Origin of the sequence: Cellvibrio sp. (genome assembly GCF_039207905.1) — a bacterium.
Classification (GTDB): Bacteria; Pseudomonadota; Gammaproteobacteria; order Pseudomonadales; family Cellvibrionaceae; genus Cellvibrio.
Genome location: NZ_JBCECX010000013.1, coordinates 96,446 through 111,143 on the forward strand (window position 1 = coordinate 96,446; position 14,698 = coordinate 111,143).

Here is a 14,698-nt window from a genome sequence, read left to right on the forward strand (position 1 = left end):
GAGAGTAGATCAATCTCGAAATATTAGAGGTTTTCTGGTGTAATCGGTTACATCTATTACATTAGATTTGAGAAAAATAAAGAATTCCATGCCATTAAGCTGTGTTAGTTTTAACTAGCAAATCTATAATAGACAAGAACTATATCTATAAACTCATAGTACATCCTTGATGCATAGCTCCTGAGCATGCTCAACCATGGAGTGGCATTATGTCGTCAGAAGCAGATAATCGATTGTCTTTTTATATCTGATTTGCAATCGGCATAGTCAATGATGAGTCAAATGAGAATGATTGCTGCCGCGAAAAATGAAGTACTAGGTGTTACGCACGGTTAATTCACTAATCGAGAAATTCTGAACGCATACGCTAAGACAGCAAAACAACATTCCTATCAATTTTTTTCTGAATCAACTGCAAAGTTTCTTGGGTGATAGCGTCCGGTATAAGTTGGTTTGCTATGTCATTAAACCTGCTGGCAATTGTACAAATGCGGTCGATTATAACTTCAGCGTTTTCGCGGGTCAGTTCTGCTTCATCAACGCCGAGCGATATCATCTGTCTGCGGTTAATCTTCAGAGCTTCACCCATTACATCCATTTGATGATAGCCAGCTGGGCCATTGCAAAAAGTCACATCAAATGCTGGTGCTAGTGTCCATTGCCCTTTAGCGGACATGAGATAGGCAAAATTTTTCGGGTGATCATCCCGATTATTGAATGCCACATTGAAAACAGCTCGCTCAAAGGCAAACTTTTTTTCGCGAACATCGTTTGTACACACTTCGGTTGCGCGTAAAAATGTAGCGTAATCCAGTGAACCGGGAGACCTGAAGTCTGCTCCTGTGAATGAAGCAAGGCTTTGCATAGGAATCTTAATATCGCCCTGGCGATCAAATCGCTTGCTCGCGAAAGCGGCTAATCCATTATTCATAATAAAGTGTTGGGTATCTGGAGTAGCGATTCCACAGGCACGTAGGCACTCGGCATAAACATACTCTATGGCACAAACTTCCGCGTTTTCCTGGGCGGCTGGAAATTTGATGAGCCAAGCCTCCCAACCAGGATGAGAAACTGTTGAAAAGGTTCCAGTGATCGGGCAGCGGAATACCAGTGCTTTTGGTCGGGCACCCTGTGGGGAACCACCAATTTTTACGATACGCTCTAAAAATTCACTGCCATGACCGCTGACAATCTCTTGAATTTCGGCAGCAAGTTGCTCAATTGGAATGTGGGGCTGGCTACTATCTATATCGGAAGCAATTGGTTTAAAAGACAATGCTCCCATCGCGCTATCACCAATGTAGGTCAAGCGATCCAAGGGGGTAATGTTGCTGATGTCCAAGCCTCGACGCCGAAAAAGACGATCCATAAGCAAGAGACCCCAACCATCTGGCAAGGAGTCATAGACGGGGCCGGGTAATCCCATTTGGTGATCAGGAAAGCGACCGACGAATTGATTGGTCGCCAGTGGCAATTTATGGCGGGAAAGTTCGTAGCCTTTTTGCCTGGCTTGATCGCTATATTCAAAGAAAATCGTCGGGCGACCGCCAGCGATAGTGGTGGAGACTAGTGACCCCCAAAGCCAGTGCTCGCCCCAACCATCGTAATAAACATCAACTTGTTTAATCATTGGATGGCTTTCTCTTGGCCCGGTGGCGGTGCGCGTTTTCTTCATAACGCTGGATATCACTCAAGCTTGTTAGCCGTGGGCTGAAAAGGTCATCTAATTCGTTTGCCCTGCCAAGTACGCGCGCAACGCGAATAATGTTTTCAAATCCGACACCCCTGCCAGCCTCAAGGTTACTGACGGTATTGGTACTTAGACCAGCTCTGGCGGCCACATCCCCCTGGGACATTTCCTGTGAGAGGCGTTCTTTACGAAGTCTTTCGCAAAGAATCTTCACTATCTCCTCAGGTTTTTTGAATCCCAAATCCATACAGTCTGCCCATTTTGTGATCAAATAACACTTATGACAGTATAGTGGAACAGGAAAAATAACAGCACAATAATTCACATATATTGTGAATTAAGTTTTTATTTCATTGTTAATACAAAATATTTGAGAATTAAGTTAACTAACATACAACCACTAAGAGTGGACTGGACTTTGAAATTCGCCTAGTAAATGGTTGAGCATGGATGTGGAAAGTAAGTGTGATTTTGAGTAATTATCTACATATAAGTATTTGATATATAGGTAATTATGCAATTAATCTAAAAAAACATGTGGATTTGAGCATTAAATGATGTAAATCGAGACTGATTTTGCAATCATAAAAAATGAAAAAAGTTAATATAAATCAATGACATATATATTCAGTTTTTGTGATAACCCACACTATTAAATTATTTAAATTTATAGTTTATTTTATATATAAAATAGAAAGCCGGATTCGCAAGAATTCGGCTTTTTATATGCACAAATGAAATAAAAAATGTCGTCAAATTCACAATTATTCGATTTTGGCTAGTCTATACTCAGGTCGTAGTCGATAGTTTTGAATAAGATTAACTGTGTAGTGGGAAGACTTTAATGACAAGTGAGAACAAAACGCCGAAGGTGTTATTAACTCAGATTGAGGATGCACTGGAGGAACGCCAACGAGCAGACAGACGCCAATATCGTGAAGGTATACCGCAAGATGTACCTCAAGAGCGACGCAAGGCTGACCGCCGTGAGCGCAAAGCCGCAAAATAAATTTCAAAAATAAAGGGGCTAATCAGCCCCTTTATTTTTGTTGTAATTTAATTTGTGTACTAGTCGTCAATATTGGATATTTCATAGCAGCAGCGAGGCAATTCCCATCAAGCTTACACCTAGCAATGAAAAGCCAATAACACGATAGAAAATTTTTGGATCGCTACTGAGAAGTTTTTGATGAAAACGCAAGCCGATTAAATGGCCGAGTGTAGCAGCGGGTAATAGCCACAGATGCGCCTCCAGTTGCAGATCAACACCGGCAATAACAAAGGCCACCATCTTGATAACAACTAAAATAAACCAAAGCACAAATAGCGTATCGCGTAACTGCAATTTACTCACGTGATGCGAAAACACCGCCATAATCAGTGGTGCTCCAATTAACGAAGTACCACTGATATAAGCACCTAACACTAGAAAAAATTTATCCAATAATGGATTACTACTTTTGAATGGTTTGTCAAAAATGTAGCTAATGGAATAAACCGAAACTATGGCAAAAATAATGGCGGTCATTAATGACGCTGGTAAGGTGAGTATTCCCGCAACGCCAATTAGCTTGGGAATAATCATTATTTTCATCGATTTTTTCAGGTAATCCCAATCGATGGTGCTGGTTGTTATGTCAGACGTTGTAAGTGACTTTTTGTTTTTCTGATAATTCTGCCAAACCGTAATCGACGAAAAAAATAGTAAATGCACCGCAATAATCGGCAAATACACCAGTGGTTGATTGTCGATTAATAACAACAGCGGCAGCGACATAACTGCACCGCCAAATCCCAAACCCGAGCGAACAAAACCACTCCATACAAAAATCAATGCGATCAACACATACTGATAGAACTGCAAATCAGCCATCAACAACTACCCCACCGGCAACGCCGTTTTATCAATCGGAGACTTCAACACAAATGACGAATGAACCCCGCCTACACCCTCAATAGCCAATAGCTTTTGTAACAAAAATTGCTGGTAGGCATCCATGTCTTTTACGATCACTTTCAATAAGTAATCAGCGGATTGCCCGGTAATAAGATGGCACTCCAACACTTCGGGATAATCCGCCACCGTCCGCTCAAATACTTCGAATCGATCAGGCGTGTGTTTATCCATACTGATCTGCACGAATGACACCAGCGTCAGCCCCAGTTTACGGGCGTTGAGCAGGGTGACATAGCCGTCGATAAGCCCGGACTCTTCCAGCGCCCGCACCCGGCGCAAACAAGGCGAGGGCGACAGGCTGATGCTGTCGGCCAGCTCCTGGTTGGAGATGCGGCCATTCTGCTGCAAGGCCTCCAGAATCAAACGATCATAGCGATCCAGTTCCATAGCGGTAAACTCCAGTTAATTAACCAATAATTTCAATAAATATCAATTTACAGCAATAATATTGTTCTACTGGCTATATTAACACAAGCTTCGCAATCATCTGCCAAGCTCAATTCCCTATACTAGCCACATGTTGATAGAAGGCTCAGCGCTATCCGCGCCGGAAAGGGGTTTTTACCCGTGCGACCGCATCACCGGAAACCGGCAGTTGATTACCCTTAACTGCCTACCAAACCGGGCCCGTTATTGACCAAAACCACAAGAACTTACTACAGCTCATGGGAGCCTCTGGGTAATCGCTTACCCGGCGGATTATTCAGAGGTTCTCCATACACCTTAGGCGACTGTCTAAACAGCCCAGGCAAAAAATTTTCGGAGTCGATTATGCTTTCCAATCCATCCAGCAAGTACCAGCGCTTTGTCGGCGTGTCTTTGCCCGACCGCCAATGGCCCAACAAGCACATTGAAAAACCGCCGATCTGGATGAGCACAGACCTGCGTGATGGCAACCAGGCGCTAATCGACCCCATGTCAGTTGCAACCAAATTGCGTATGTTTAAAGAATTGGTGGCAATTGGCTTTAAAGAAATCGAAATCGGATTTCCCTCAGCAAGTGAAATTGATTTCAACTTCACGCGTATTTTGATCGAAGAGAATTTGATTCCCGACGATGTCACCATCGAAGTATTGGTGCAAGCGCGTTACGACTTGATCGAAAAAACCGTGGAGAGTTTGCGCGGCGCCAAGCGCGCTATTCTGCACATGTACAATCCATTGGCGCCGGCATTCCGCAAAATTGTGTACAACACCGATAAAGAAGGTGTGAAGAACATTGCGATCCAGGGCACCAAGTGGTGTAAAGAACTAACGGCAAAAGCAGCGGAAGTGGATTGGACGTTCCAATATTCACCGGAAGTATTTTCGTCCACTGAAATTGATTTTGTAAAAGAAGTGAGCGATGCCGTTGCCGAAATCTGGCAACCCACGCCGCAAAAGAAAATGATTTTGAATTTGCCTGCAACGGTGGAGATGAATACACCGAATACCTATGCAGACCAAATCGAATGGGTGCATCGCAATATCAACAACCGCGACTCCATTATCATCAGCGTGCATCCGCACAATGACCGCGGTACTGCTGTTGCAGCAGCAGAATTGGCGGTAATGGCTGGTGCTGATCGTGTTGAAGGTTGTTTGTTTGGTAACGGCGAACGCACGGGTAATGTTGACTTGGTTACGCTCGCATTGAATTTGTATTCGCAAGGTGTTCATCCCGGTCTGGATTTTTCTGATATCGACAAAGTGCGTAAGTTGCATGAAGAGTGTACGCAGTTGCCAGTGCATCCGCGCCATCCTTACGCCGGTGAATTGGTATTCACGGCTTTCTCTGGTTCGCATCAAGATGCAATCAAAAAAGGCTTTGCGGTACAAAAGAAAAATACCCTGTGGGAAGTACCTTATTTGCCAATCGATCCGGCTGACTTGAGCCGCAGTTATGACGCTGTGGTGCGTGTGAATGCACAATCAGGTAAAGGCGGAGTGAGTTTCTTGTTGCAGCAAGAAGCTGGCTTGCAATTGCCGCGTCGTTTGCAAATTGAATTCAGTGCTGCAGTGCAAAAAGTCAGTGATAGCACCGGTAAAGAAGTGAAGGGCAGCGATATCGTCAGCATTTTTAACGACGAATATTTTGCAGTGAATGCGCCTATCACTTATCAATCGAGCAAGTTCACTGAGCAGGATGATAGTCATCAAGTTGATATTGTTATCCACGCGCAGCATCAAAACCAAACGGTGCAGATCAGTGGTAGTGGCAATGGACCGATTGATGCAGCAGCCCATGCGATCAGCCAGTTTATCGACGGTGAAGTCAGTGTGATCGACTATCACGAACATTCTGTGGGTGAAGGTTCCGATGTAGCAGCAGTAACCTACGTTGAAATCAAAGTGAAAAATGGTAAACCGGTTTACGGCGTAGGCCAGGATCGCAACATCATTACCTCAGCGGTAAAAGCGCTGATCAACGGTGTTAACCGCAGCGGCGCTGTTAGCTAATAAAGAGTTAGTTAATAAATAGTTAGTTAAGAAATAGTCAGTTAATAACAAGCAAACCCGTGTTAGGTAAAAAAGCGCAGTTCCCTGAATGAGTAAAAAGGGGCTGCGCTTTTTTATTAATTCGATTTACTGAATTCCCAGTCAATGAATCCAAAGGTAAACAATCCGCATCATACAATTGGGATTACCCAACTCCCATAACCCCCAACCTGGGATTTGGTGGTCTCGCAGTACCGCTTTTTCAGATAGTCAGCACACCAGTTTTTATCTGGAATAGCTTCTCTCCCGGGGTGCTGCCCGGGAGAGAATTTACACCGTCTTTACTAGCTGCTCGCTGCTGACGAAAAAAAACCTGCTTATACTGGAACCGCTTGCTGATGTGCGTATCTATATCGTCGTCATTAAAACTCTTTAAATAAGAAAGTTTTTCAATAACAACCGGCGTTGTTTTAGCAGTAGCCTTGATAATAAAAGTAATGGAAGTGAATCCAGACGAAGTGCGTGTGTGTCCAACTTGCTGCACCAATTGAGTGTGATAAGTAGTACTGCGTATTCAGACCAGGAATTTCTCATGGATAGTTTGCAAGAAATCCTCTTTACCTTACGTCAAAATAAATTGCGTACCGGACTCACCGCCTTTGGTGTTTTCTGGGGGTTGCTTATGCTGATTTTATTGTTGGGCGCAGGGCGCGGAATGGAAAAAGCGCTGTCCGATGGTTGGAGCAATGACGTTGCCGATTCAATCTGGATTATTCCGTCCACTACGTCAGTAGCCTTCAAAGGTGTGCCGATTGGCCGGCAAATCCAATTTACCGAAGACGATATGAATGCGATCCGCCGTGAGCTGCCCGGTGTGCGCTATATCTCCAGCGAAAATCCCCTCGGTTCATTTATCACTTCCGATATCTCGGTCACCTTTGGTCCCAAGTCAGGTTCATTTGGAGTGCTGGGTGTTGCCGACCAATATTTTAATATCAAAGAAAAAGTGCGTTTTGATGAGGGGCGCCGGTTAAATTTTCTCGATCAGGACGATAACCGCAAAGTGGTGGTGATCGGAACCAGTGTGAGCGAGCGATTATTCACTACTCATCTCGAAGCCATCGGCAAAGAAATCCATATCAACGGTATCGCATTTCGCGTGATTGGTTTGTTTTACGACAAAGGCAATCAAGGACGGATGTCGGAAAGAATCTACATGCCGGTGAGCGCGTTTAAAAAAGCATTTGGTGGTGGCAGGGAAGTATCGCTGATTACCGTGCGCCCGAAAGAGGGTGTTGATGCAATCGAGTTGGAAGAAAAAATTCTGGCATTACTCAAGCAGCGCCAACGCATAGCGCCGGATGATCTACGGGCAATTTTTATTAACAACAAAGCGCGTGATGCTAAAGAAATTCACAAAATATTTATCGGCCTTAATATTTTTATCTGGATTGTGGGTATAGGCACTTTGCTTGCCGGTGTGGTTGGGGTGAGCAACATCATGATTATTACAGTGAAGGAGCGCACGCGCGAAATTGGCATACGCAAGGCGTTGGGTGCAAATCCGAATTCAATCGTAGGGGCTTTATTATTTGAATCGGTATTGGTAACCGGTATCGCGGGTTATGCGGGTTTGGTTTTTGGTGTTGCGGTGCTTGAAGGTACTTCGGCAGCGCTGACCAAAATGAATATCCAATTACCTTATTTCCAGCAGCCGGAAATTAATATCAACATCGCACTTATGGCGTTAGTGGTGCTGGTGATTGCCGGTGTAGTTGCGGGTTTAGTGCCGGCGCTGCGTGCGGCGCGCATTATGCCGATTGAAGCTATGCGTGCGGAGTAAGGACAGCGCCATGATTGATATTGATAAGTGGCAAGAAATTTTAAAAAGCCTCAGCAAACAAAAAGTGCGCACCGCACTGACTGCTTTCGGTGTGTTCTGGGGCATTTTGATGTTGGTAGTGCTACTGGGTTTTGGTACTGGCTTTGGTAACAAAGTCATCGGTGACTTTGGCGAAAATACCAACGTAGTGTTGATGTGGTCATCCAACTCTACGCAACTTCCTTACATGGGGTTAAGTAAAGGCAGACGTATTGGTTTGACTCAGGAAGATGTCGATGCGATTCGCGAAAAAGTTCCCGGCGTAAAAATGGTCGATGGAAAAAACAGTATCGGCGGTTGGGGTTCACCCACGGAAGTTATTTATGAACAGGAATCAGGTTCGTTCTCGGTGTCAGGTAGCCACGCCGGATGGCTGCCCTACGAATTTGGCAATATGAGTAAGATCGTTGAAGGGCGCTACATCAATCAATTGGATGAATTGCAAAAACGCAAAGTTGCGGTGATAGGAACGCGTGTAAAAGAGCTGCTGTTTAAACATGAAAAAAGCGTGTTGGGAAAATCCATCTCCATTCAAGGCGTACATTTTGTTGTAATCGGTGTGTATAAAAATATATCAACCGGTGAAGGTGGTGATGATAGCAACAGCTCTATTATGGTTCCCAATGAAACGGCGCGGCGCGCATTTAATGCGATGGAAAAATTCGATCTGATTTTTTTCACACCCAAACCGGGTTATAGCGCAGTGGATCTGGAACAGCGTGTTAAAGAATTAATTTACGAACGTAAAAAAGTACATCCCGATGATAAAGGTGTGTTGGCCACGTGGAATCACGAAAAATTTTTCAAAGAGCAACAGAACCTGGTGCTGGGCATTTTAGGTTTCAGTTGGATGGTAGCTATAGGGACAATCATCGCCGGTGTTATTGGTGTGGGCAACATCATGCTGATCGTCATCAAGGAGCGCACCCGCGAAATTGGTTTGCGCAAAGCGCTGGGGGCAACGCCACTCAATATCAGTTTAATGATTATGCATGAATCATTAGTCATCACTTTATTGGCGGGTTACAGCGGCTTGGTGGTAGGCGTGGTATTACTGGAAGTAATTAAAGTCGTGCTGGTAAAGCTGGGGCAGGGCGATGGAATGTTTGCATCACCGTTTATCGATATCGGCACAGCGCTACTCGCGTTGGCGGTGTTGGTGATAACGGGGGTATTGGCCGCCTTGTTACCGGCGATCAAAGCCGCATCGGTTAATCCGATAGTCGCGCTGCAAGATGAATAAATAATTTTAGCGGGATGAATCCAAATCCCAGTGCAATGCATCAAAGTTAGTAGTTAACCGATTTGATGAGAGTCAATCTTAAGCAGTGTGATTGTTACAAACTGTTAATAGTTTTGGTGGTGATAAGTAATAGGGTGGCTTACATATGTCACTAAATTGTTAAGCCAGCGTAAAAAACCCGGTAAAACGGTTAAAAGCCATTAAGCTTGCGTGAAAATAAAATAGTCGCAGAGTTGCTTGTTGAACGGTGCCTGCGATGCCAAAGGAGATCGCCATGATCAAATTAAATAATATCCATAAATACTATCACTCGGGTGAACATCCACTGCATGTACTGAAGGGGATAGACCTGCACATCCGCGAAGGTGAGCTGGTATCGATTATGGGTTCGTCGGGATCGGGTAAATCTACCTTGCTTAACATCCTCGGTATTTTGGATAACCACGACCAGGGAGATTATTTTCTCGCCGGGCGCGAAGTCAAAAACCTGAAAGAAAAAACCGCCGCAAAAATGCGCAATGAATTGCTGGGCTTTGTATTCCAGTCGTTCAATTTATTGCCGTTTAAAAATGCTACTGAAAATGTTGCGTTGCCGCTTTATTACCAAGGTGTTGGTCGCAAAGAGCGCAACTACCGCGCTGAGCAGTATTTGGAAATGGTGGGCTTGTCCCATCGCGCCAACCATATGCCCAATGAATTATCCGGTGGACAAAAACAGCGTGTGGCGATTGCCCGTGCACTGGTTACCAAACCCAAAGTAATTCTCGCCGACGAGCCTACCGGTGCACTCGATAGCCAGACAACACACGAGGTGATGGCACTACTGAAAGAAGTGCATCAAATGGGCAACACCATCGTAATCGTAACCCACGAACAAGATATTGCTGACCAAACGCAGCGTCAGATTGTGCTGAAGGATGGATTGATTATTTCTGGTAAACATTCGCCTTCGCATATCGCTGAAGTAATCGCCGATCAGGACGAAGAAGAAATTTTAGGGTAAGCATCATGTTCGACGGTTTTCAGGAAATCCTTTATACCCTGCGCCAAAATAAGCTGCGCACCGCACTCACCGCTTTTGGTGTGTTCTGGGGTATTTTCATGCTGATTCTTTTGCTCGGTGCCGGGCGGGGAATGCAAAACGGTATCTACAGTGATTTTGGTTCTGATGTGATGGACTTTATCGTGGTGTACACAGGTACTACCTCGGTTGCCCATAACGGTAGAGGTGTGGGTCGCTACATCGAATTGACCAAAGACGACATCAAATCAATTCAGCAAAAAGTTCCGGGTGTGCGCTTTATTTCAGCTGAAAATAATCGCGGTGGAATTTCTTTAGTGTACGAAAAGAAAACCGGAAGCTTTGGTGTGCATGGCGTGCCCGACGATTATTTTAAAATCAAGGAATCGATTCCGTTTAACTTCGGCCGCAAAGTTAATCTGCTCGACAACGACCAGCAACGCAAGATCACTGTAATTGGTACAGCAGTCAGTGAGCGCCTGTTTGGAAAAGACGTAGATCCGGTTGGAAAAAATATCCGTGTTAACGGTGTAGTAATGAAAGTGGTCGGTGTGTTTTATGACAAAGGTGATCGTGGGCGTGATTCCGAGCGCATCTATATTCCGCAGACAACCTTTCAAAAATTATTTGGTACCAGCGATAAGGTCGGCTCAATCTGGTTGCGTCCATTGGAAGGCGTAGATGGTTTTAAATTGGAAGAAAGCGTAATCCAATTATTAAAACAGCGCCATCAGGTATCACCGGAAGATCGCCGTGCAATTCGCTCATTCAATATGGCCGAACCTGCAAAAATGGTGAATGGATTATTTATCGCAATCAACGGATTTATTTGGTTTGTGGGGCTGGGCACGTTAATGGCCGGTATTGTCGGTGTAAGTAATATCATGATCATCACCGTGAAAGAACGCACCCGTGAAATCGGAATACGCAAAGCGCTGGGCGCAACACCGACAGGAATTGTAAGCACATTATTAATGGAATCCATTTTGGTCACTGCGATTGCCGGTTATGCGGGGCTCGCGTTAGGTGTTGGTTTGTTGGAGTTGATTTCGTTTGCGTTGCGTTCAGCGGGAGCCAATTTACCTTTTTTCCAAAGTCCAGAAGTCGATTTCAAAGTGGCAATTACAGCAATTATTTTATTAGTGGTTACGGGTGCTTTAGCTGGCTTAATGCCGGCGTTAAAAGCGGCGCGCATTATGCCCATTGAAGCAATGCGTGCGGATTAAGGAGCATCACGATGATGATAGATACTGAAAAGTGGCAGGAAATTTTTCTTACCCTTAATCAACATAAATTGCGTACTGCGCTAACTGCTTTTGGTGTGTTCTGGGGCATTTTTATGCTGACCGTTTTATTGGGCGCGGGCAAAGCATTGGAAAATGGTGTGGTGGAAGATTTTAAAGAAATTCCTCCGTCCGCGTGGATTTGGTCAGAGGGCGCAACGCAATTGGCGTATCAAGGAATGCCCATTGGCCGAAACATCCGTTTAAAAGTGGAAGATGTGGAAGCTATACGAAATAGCGTTCCCAGTGTAGGAAAAATCTACGCGCAAAATAGTGTGGGCATTTGGGGCGGATCTCCGGTTTACACTGTGTACAAACAAAATAACGGCAGCTTTTCTATTCAGGGCACTCATGCTGGGATGGCTAACCTTCATCAACAAAAAGTGATTGAGGGTCGCTATATCAACGAGCTTGATGATGAGCGTCGGCGCAAAGTCGCCATCATAGGTACGCGGGTGAAAGACATTTTGTTTGAGCCGGGGCAAAACCCAATCGGTGCAGACATTACTTTATCGGGCATTAGTTTTCAGGTGGTGGGCGTATATAAATCCAGTTCTACCAATCCGAACACCAGTGAAGAAGAAAAAATTTATATCCCTAACGACACATTGCGTTATGCATTTAATCAGGTGGATTGGGTGGGCAGTTTTGTAGTAATTCCCAAACCCGGGTTGCATGCCGCTATAGCGGAAGCAGATGTAAAAAAATATTTGTTCGAGCGCAATAAAGTTGATCCAAACGATGCAGGCGTATTCGGTAGTTTCAATTTGCAAAATGAATTCGACAAAATTTACGGCCTGTTCACCGGTATCAATGTATTCAGTTGGATTGTTGCGATTGGCACCATCATGGCTGGCGCAATCGGTGTGGGTAATATCATGTTGATCGTTGTAAAAGAGCGCACCCGCGAAATTGGTTTGCGCAAAGCATTGGGCGCAACACCATTTTCAATTGTCAGCATGATCGTACAGGAGTCGGTTTTTATTACTGCAGTTGCCGGTTATTTCGGTTTAGTGGTCGGCGTATTACTGCTCGAAGGAATTAATTCTTTGATGGAAGCCAACGGTGGTAGTGCGGGTATGTTCCGCAATCCGGAAGTGGATTTTTATACCGCCATCAGTGCTGTAGTTGTGTTAGTGATTTCCGGATTACTGGCATCGTTAATGCCCGCTGCAAAAGCAGCTGGTGTGAATCCAATCGTGGCATTGCAAGACGAATAATATTTTTACGTAACACACTATTAACAACTTCATTTTCAGCAATCGTAAGAAGGACACCATGAAAAAGTTTATCTGGTACGCAGTTTTGGGTTTGATCGCCATTGTGTTTATTGGCACAGCGGTATTTCTATACAACAAGTCCCAAGCAAAACCTGTTGTATACCAATCGGATGCGGTATTTAAAACGACCATTCTGAAAAAGACAGTCGCGGTGGGTAAAGTTATTCCCCGTCGTGAAGTAGAAATTAAATCGCAAGTATCCGGTGTGGTAGAGCAGCTTTATGTTGTAGCGGGCCAAACCGTCAAGAAGGGTGACATATTGGCGAAGATCACTTTGGCACCGAGCATGGTGATGCTCAACCAAGCGGAATCACAATTGGAAACCGCAAGACTTAATTTACAGAATGCGACTGTTGAATTTGATCGCCAGAAAAAACTCTATGCCGAGAAATTAATTTCTGCTTCCGAGTACAACAAATTTTTGCTGACTTATGACTTGCAGCGCGAAGCGGTGACCTCGGCAGAAAACAATTTGTTATTATTGAAATCCGGTGCGACTAAAAAATCTGACAAAGTATCAAACATGATTCCCGCTACCGTAAACGGAATGGTGCTGGATCTGCCATATAAAGAAGGTGCGTTTATTGTTGAGACCAGCTCCTTCGGTTCAGGTACTACAGTGGCAACTCTTGCCGACATGAACGATATGATTTTTGAAGGTATGGTCGATGAATCAGAAGTAGGCAAGATTCGCGAAGGTATGGAATTGGTATTGGATGTAGGTGCATTGGAAGGTGAACCCTTTACCGCCGTACTTGAATATATTTCGCCAAAAGGTGTTACTGATCAAGGTACTATCAAGTTCCAGATTCGTGCAGCAGTGAAACTGAGCGAGAAATTATTCTTGCGTTCCAACTACAGTGCTAACGCTGATATAGTTCTGGATAAGAAAGAAAACGTTATTGCGATCAATGAGGGTAACTTGATTGTAGAAGAGAAAAAGCAATTTGTAGAAGTGGAAGCCGGCCCGCAAAAATATGAGAAGCGTGAAATCAAAACCGGTATTTCAGATGGCATTAATATCGAAGTGGTCAAAGGTTTGAAAGAAGGCGATAAGATTAAACATCGTTAATAGTAAATGCTGAATGAAAATAAAAAGAGCCGCAATTGCGGCTCTTTTTATTTAATTGAATCTCGTTTTAAAAACGCAATTCTTTAAAGTTTAGTTGCGGCTACTTCCAATTCCATAAAGTAAATTGTAGTTGGGCCTTCAAAACCTGAATCAGTGCCTAGTAGCAACCATACACTTCCTTTTTCATCTGTCACACTAGTATAGCTATCCTTTTCAGTAATCAACGTCTTTTTCAGATAAGGGATAGAGTTACTTGCTTCACACTCCTGTGAGTTTGCAAAATCACCCGCAATAATGGCATCACTGCCTCCGGTAGCTTGATTGCCCTTGTCCCAATTTAATAACAAAAAGCCGGTGCCATCATTCACTGTTTTGGGTTCGTTTTTTGTAGCACCTACTTTAATCCATACACTGTTGCCCGGTGAGCCACCAATCCCCATACAGTTGTTTGGTGCATTGGTTCCAAAAGTGACTTTAAAACGGAAACTGTAACGAGTGTTTGGTTCAAGCCCATCAACTTGTTTGGTAATAAACATAAACAAGTCATCACTGTGGTTATTGCCGGTAATTTTATAACCTTTGCGCGTCGTGGTTAGTGGTGCTGGCAAACTAGTCTGGCCCGAACCTAATTCATAAAACTCTTCTTCACCTTCAGGATAGTCAGCAAAGCCCGCTTTCCAACCGGTGATGCTATCGTTGAAATCGATATGTAACATCTTGGTATTTGGATCTACTTTGATATCGTCGTTATCACTACCGCAAGCAGTGAGCAAACCTATCAAGGGCAGGATGGCAAGAGCCTTTTTTAGTGCGGCAATACTGAATAAAGAAGATGGGTTCATGATGGGCTCC

General features: G+C 44.3%; 13 protein-coding genes. 8 read left to right on the forward strand and 5 right to left on the reverse strand.

What is annotated here, in order from left to right:
• Nucleotides 1-367: 367 nt before the first annotated feature.
• Both AAGC78_RS09980 and AAGC78_RS09985 read right to left on the reverse strand, forming a co-directional pair.
• A complete protein-coding gene (locus tag AAGC78_RS09980) occupies nt 368-1,630 on the reverse strand; it encodes a type II toxin-antitoxin system HipA family toxin (protein ID WP_435783927.1) in 1,263 nt (420 codons plus the stop codon).
• The gene (locus tag AAGC78_RS09985; protein WP_435783928.1) at nt 1,623-1,937 is read right to left on the reverse strand and encodes a helix-turn-helix transcriptional regulator; all 315 of its coding nucleotides are present in this window, start codon (nt 1,935-1,937) and stop codon (nt 1,623-1,625) included. The genes AAGC78_RS09980 and AAGC78_RS09985 overlap by 8 nt, the downstream gene beginning before the upstream one ends.
• A 597-nt stretch (nt 1,938-2,534) precedes the next feature.
• Between AAGC78_RS09985 and AAGC78_RS09990 the strand changes: the two genes are divergently transcribed.
• Nucleotides 2,535-2,699 (forward strand): hypothetical protein, encoded by a 165-nt coding sequence (locus tag AAGC78_RS09990; protein WP_435783929.1) that lies wholly within the window; start codon nt 2,535-2,537, stop codon nt 2,697-2,699.
• Nucleotides 2,700-2,780: 81 nt separating this feature from the next.
• Here the strand turns inward: AAGC78_RS09990 and AAGC78_RS09995 are convergent, their stop codons facing one another.
• Nucleotides 2,781-3,563: a TSUP family transporter gene (locus AAGC78_RS09995; RefSeq protein ID WP_435783930.1), complete on the reverse strand. Its 783-nt coding sequence runs from the start codon at nt 3,561-3,563 to the stop codon at nt 2,781-2,783.
• A 6-nt stretch (nt 3,564-3,569) separates the two neighbouring features.
• Nucleotides 3,570-4,034 carry an Lrp/AsnC family transcriptional regulator gene (locus AAGC78_RS10000; RefSeq protein WP_435783931.1) on the reverse strand — a complete coding sequence of 155 codons (465 nt, stop codon included), beginning with the start codon at nt 4,032-4,034 and terminating at the stop codon, nt 3,570-3,572.
• A gap of 384 nt (nt 4,035-4,418) precedes the next feature.
• Here AAGC78_RS10000 and leuA point away from each other — a divergent pair, with 384 nt between their 5' ends.
• The 7 genes from leuA (at nt 4,419) to AAGC78_RS10035 (ending at nt 13,846) form a co-directional block, all read left to right on the forward strand.
• Nucleotides 4,419-6,086, forward strand: coding sequence for a 2-isopropylmalate synthase (gene leuA, locus AAGC78_RS10005; RefSeq protein WP_435783932.1), 1,668 nt, complete (start codon nt 4,419-4,421; stop codon nt 6,084-6,086).
• A 571-nt stretch (nt 6,087-6,657) separates the two neighbouring features.
• On the forward strand, nt 6,658-7,908 hold the full coding sequence (locus AAGC78_RS10010; protein ID WP_435783933.1) for an ABC transporter permease: 1,251 nt from the start codon (nt 6,658-6,660) through the stop codon (nt 7,906-7,908).
• Between the two features lie 10 nt (nt 7,909-7,918).
• Nucleotides 7,919-9,190: an ABC transporter permease gene (locus AAGC78_RS10015; protein WP_435783934.1), complete on the forward strand. Its 1,272-nt coding sequence runs from the start codon at nt 7,919-7,921 to the stop codon at nt 9,188-9,190.
• Between the two features lie 274 nt (nt 9,191-9,464).
• Nucleotides 9,465-10,193, forward strand: coding sequence for an ABC transporter ATP-binding protein (locus AAGC78_RS10020; protein WP_435783935.1), 729 nt, complete (start codon nt 9,465-9,467; stop codon nt 10,191-10,193).
• 5 nt (nt 10,194-10,198) lie between these two features.
• Nucleotides 10,199-11,437, forward strand: coding sequence for an ABC transporter permease (locus AAGC78_RS10025; RefSeq protein WP_435783936.1), 1,239 nt, complete (start codon nt 10,199-10,201; stop codon nt 11,435-11,437).
• An 11-nt stretch (nt 11,438-11,448) separates the two neighbouring features.
• On the forward strand, nt 11,449-12,714 hold the full coding sequence (locus AAGC78_RS10030) for an ABC transporter permease (protein WP_435783937.1): 1,266 nt from the start codon (nt 11,449-11,451) through the stop codon (nt 12,712-12,714).
• A 58-nt stretch (nt 12,715-12,772) separates the two neighbouring features.
• Nucleotides 12,773-13,846: an efflux RND transporter periplasmic adaptor subunit gene (locus tag AAGC78_RS10035; RefSeq protein ID WP_435783938.1), complete on the forward strand. Its 1,074-nt coding sequence runs from the start codon at nt 12,773-12,775 to the stop codon at nt 13,844-13,846.
• 83 nt (nt 13,847-13,929) lie between these two features.
• On the opposite strand, the gene AAGC78_RS10040 is transcribed toward AAGC78_RS10035, so the two are convergent.
• A complete protein-coding gene (locus AAGC78_RS10040) occupies nt 13,930-14,688 on the reverse strand; it encodes a hypothetical protein (protein ID WP_435783939.1) in 759 nt (252 codons plus the stop codon).
• Between the last annotated feature and the right edge of the window lie 10 nt (nt 14,689-14,698).

Bases quoted from the DNA above. Each gene is read 5' to 3' on its own strand.
- AAGC78_RS09980 (WP_435783927.1), bottom strand. From the start codon at position 1,630: ATGATTAAACAAGTTGATGTTTATTACGATGGTTGGGGCGAGCACTGG.
- AAGC78_RS09985 (WP_435783928.1), bottom strand. From the start codon at position 1,937: ATGGATTTGGGATTCAAAAAACCTGAGGAGATAGTGAAGATTCTTTGC.
- AAGC78_RS09990 (WP_435783929.1), top strand. From the start codon at position 2,535: ATGACAAGTGAGAACAAAACGCCGAAGGTGTTATTAACTCAGATTGAG.
- AAGC78_RS09995 (WP_435783930.1), bottom strand. From the start codon at position 3,563: ATGGCTGATTTGCAGTTCTATCAGTATGTGTTGATCGCATTGATTTTT.
- AAGC78_RS10000 (WP_435783931.1), bottom strand. From the start codon at position 4,034: ATGGAACTGGATCGCTATGATCGTTTGATTCTGGAGGCCTTGCAGCAG.
- leuA (WP_435783932.1), top strand. From the start codon at position 4,419: ATGCTTTCCAATCCATCCAGCAAGTACCAGCGCTTTGTCGGCGTGTCT.
- AAGC78_RS10010 (WP_435783933.1), top strand. From the start codon at position 6,658: ATGGATAGTTTGCAAGAAATCCTCTTTACCTTACGTCAAAATAAATTG.
- AAGC78_RS10015 (WP_435783934.1), top strand. From the start codon at position 7,919: ATGATTGATATTGATAAGTGGCAAGAAATTTTAAAAAGCCTCAGCAAA.
- AAGC78_RS10020 (WP_435783935.1), top strand. From the start codon at position 9,465: ATGATCAAATTAAATAATATCCATAAATACTATCACTCGGGTGAACAT.
- AAGC78_RS10025 (WP_435783936.1), top strand. From the start codon at position 10,199: ATGTTCGACGGTTTTCAGGAAATCCTTTATACCCTGCGCCAAAATAAG.
- AAGC78_RS10030 (WP_435783937.1), top strand. From the start codon at position 11,449: ATGATGATAGATACTGAAAAGTGGCAGGAAATTTTTCTTACCCTTAAT.
- AAGC78_RS10035 (WP_435783938.1), top strand. From the start codon at position 12,773: ATGAAAAAGTTTATCTGGTACGCAGTTTTGGGTTTGATCGCCATTGTG.
- AAGC78_RS10040 (WP_435783939.1), bottom strand. From the start codon at position 14,688: ATGAACCCATCTTCTTTATTCAGTATTGCCGCACTAAAAAAGGCTCTT.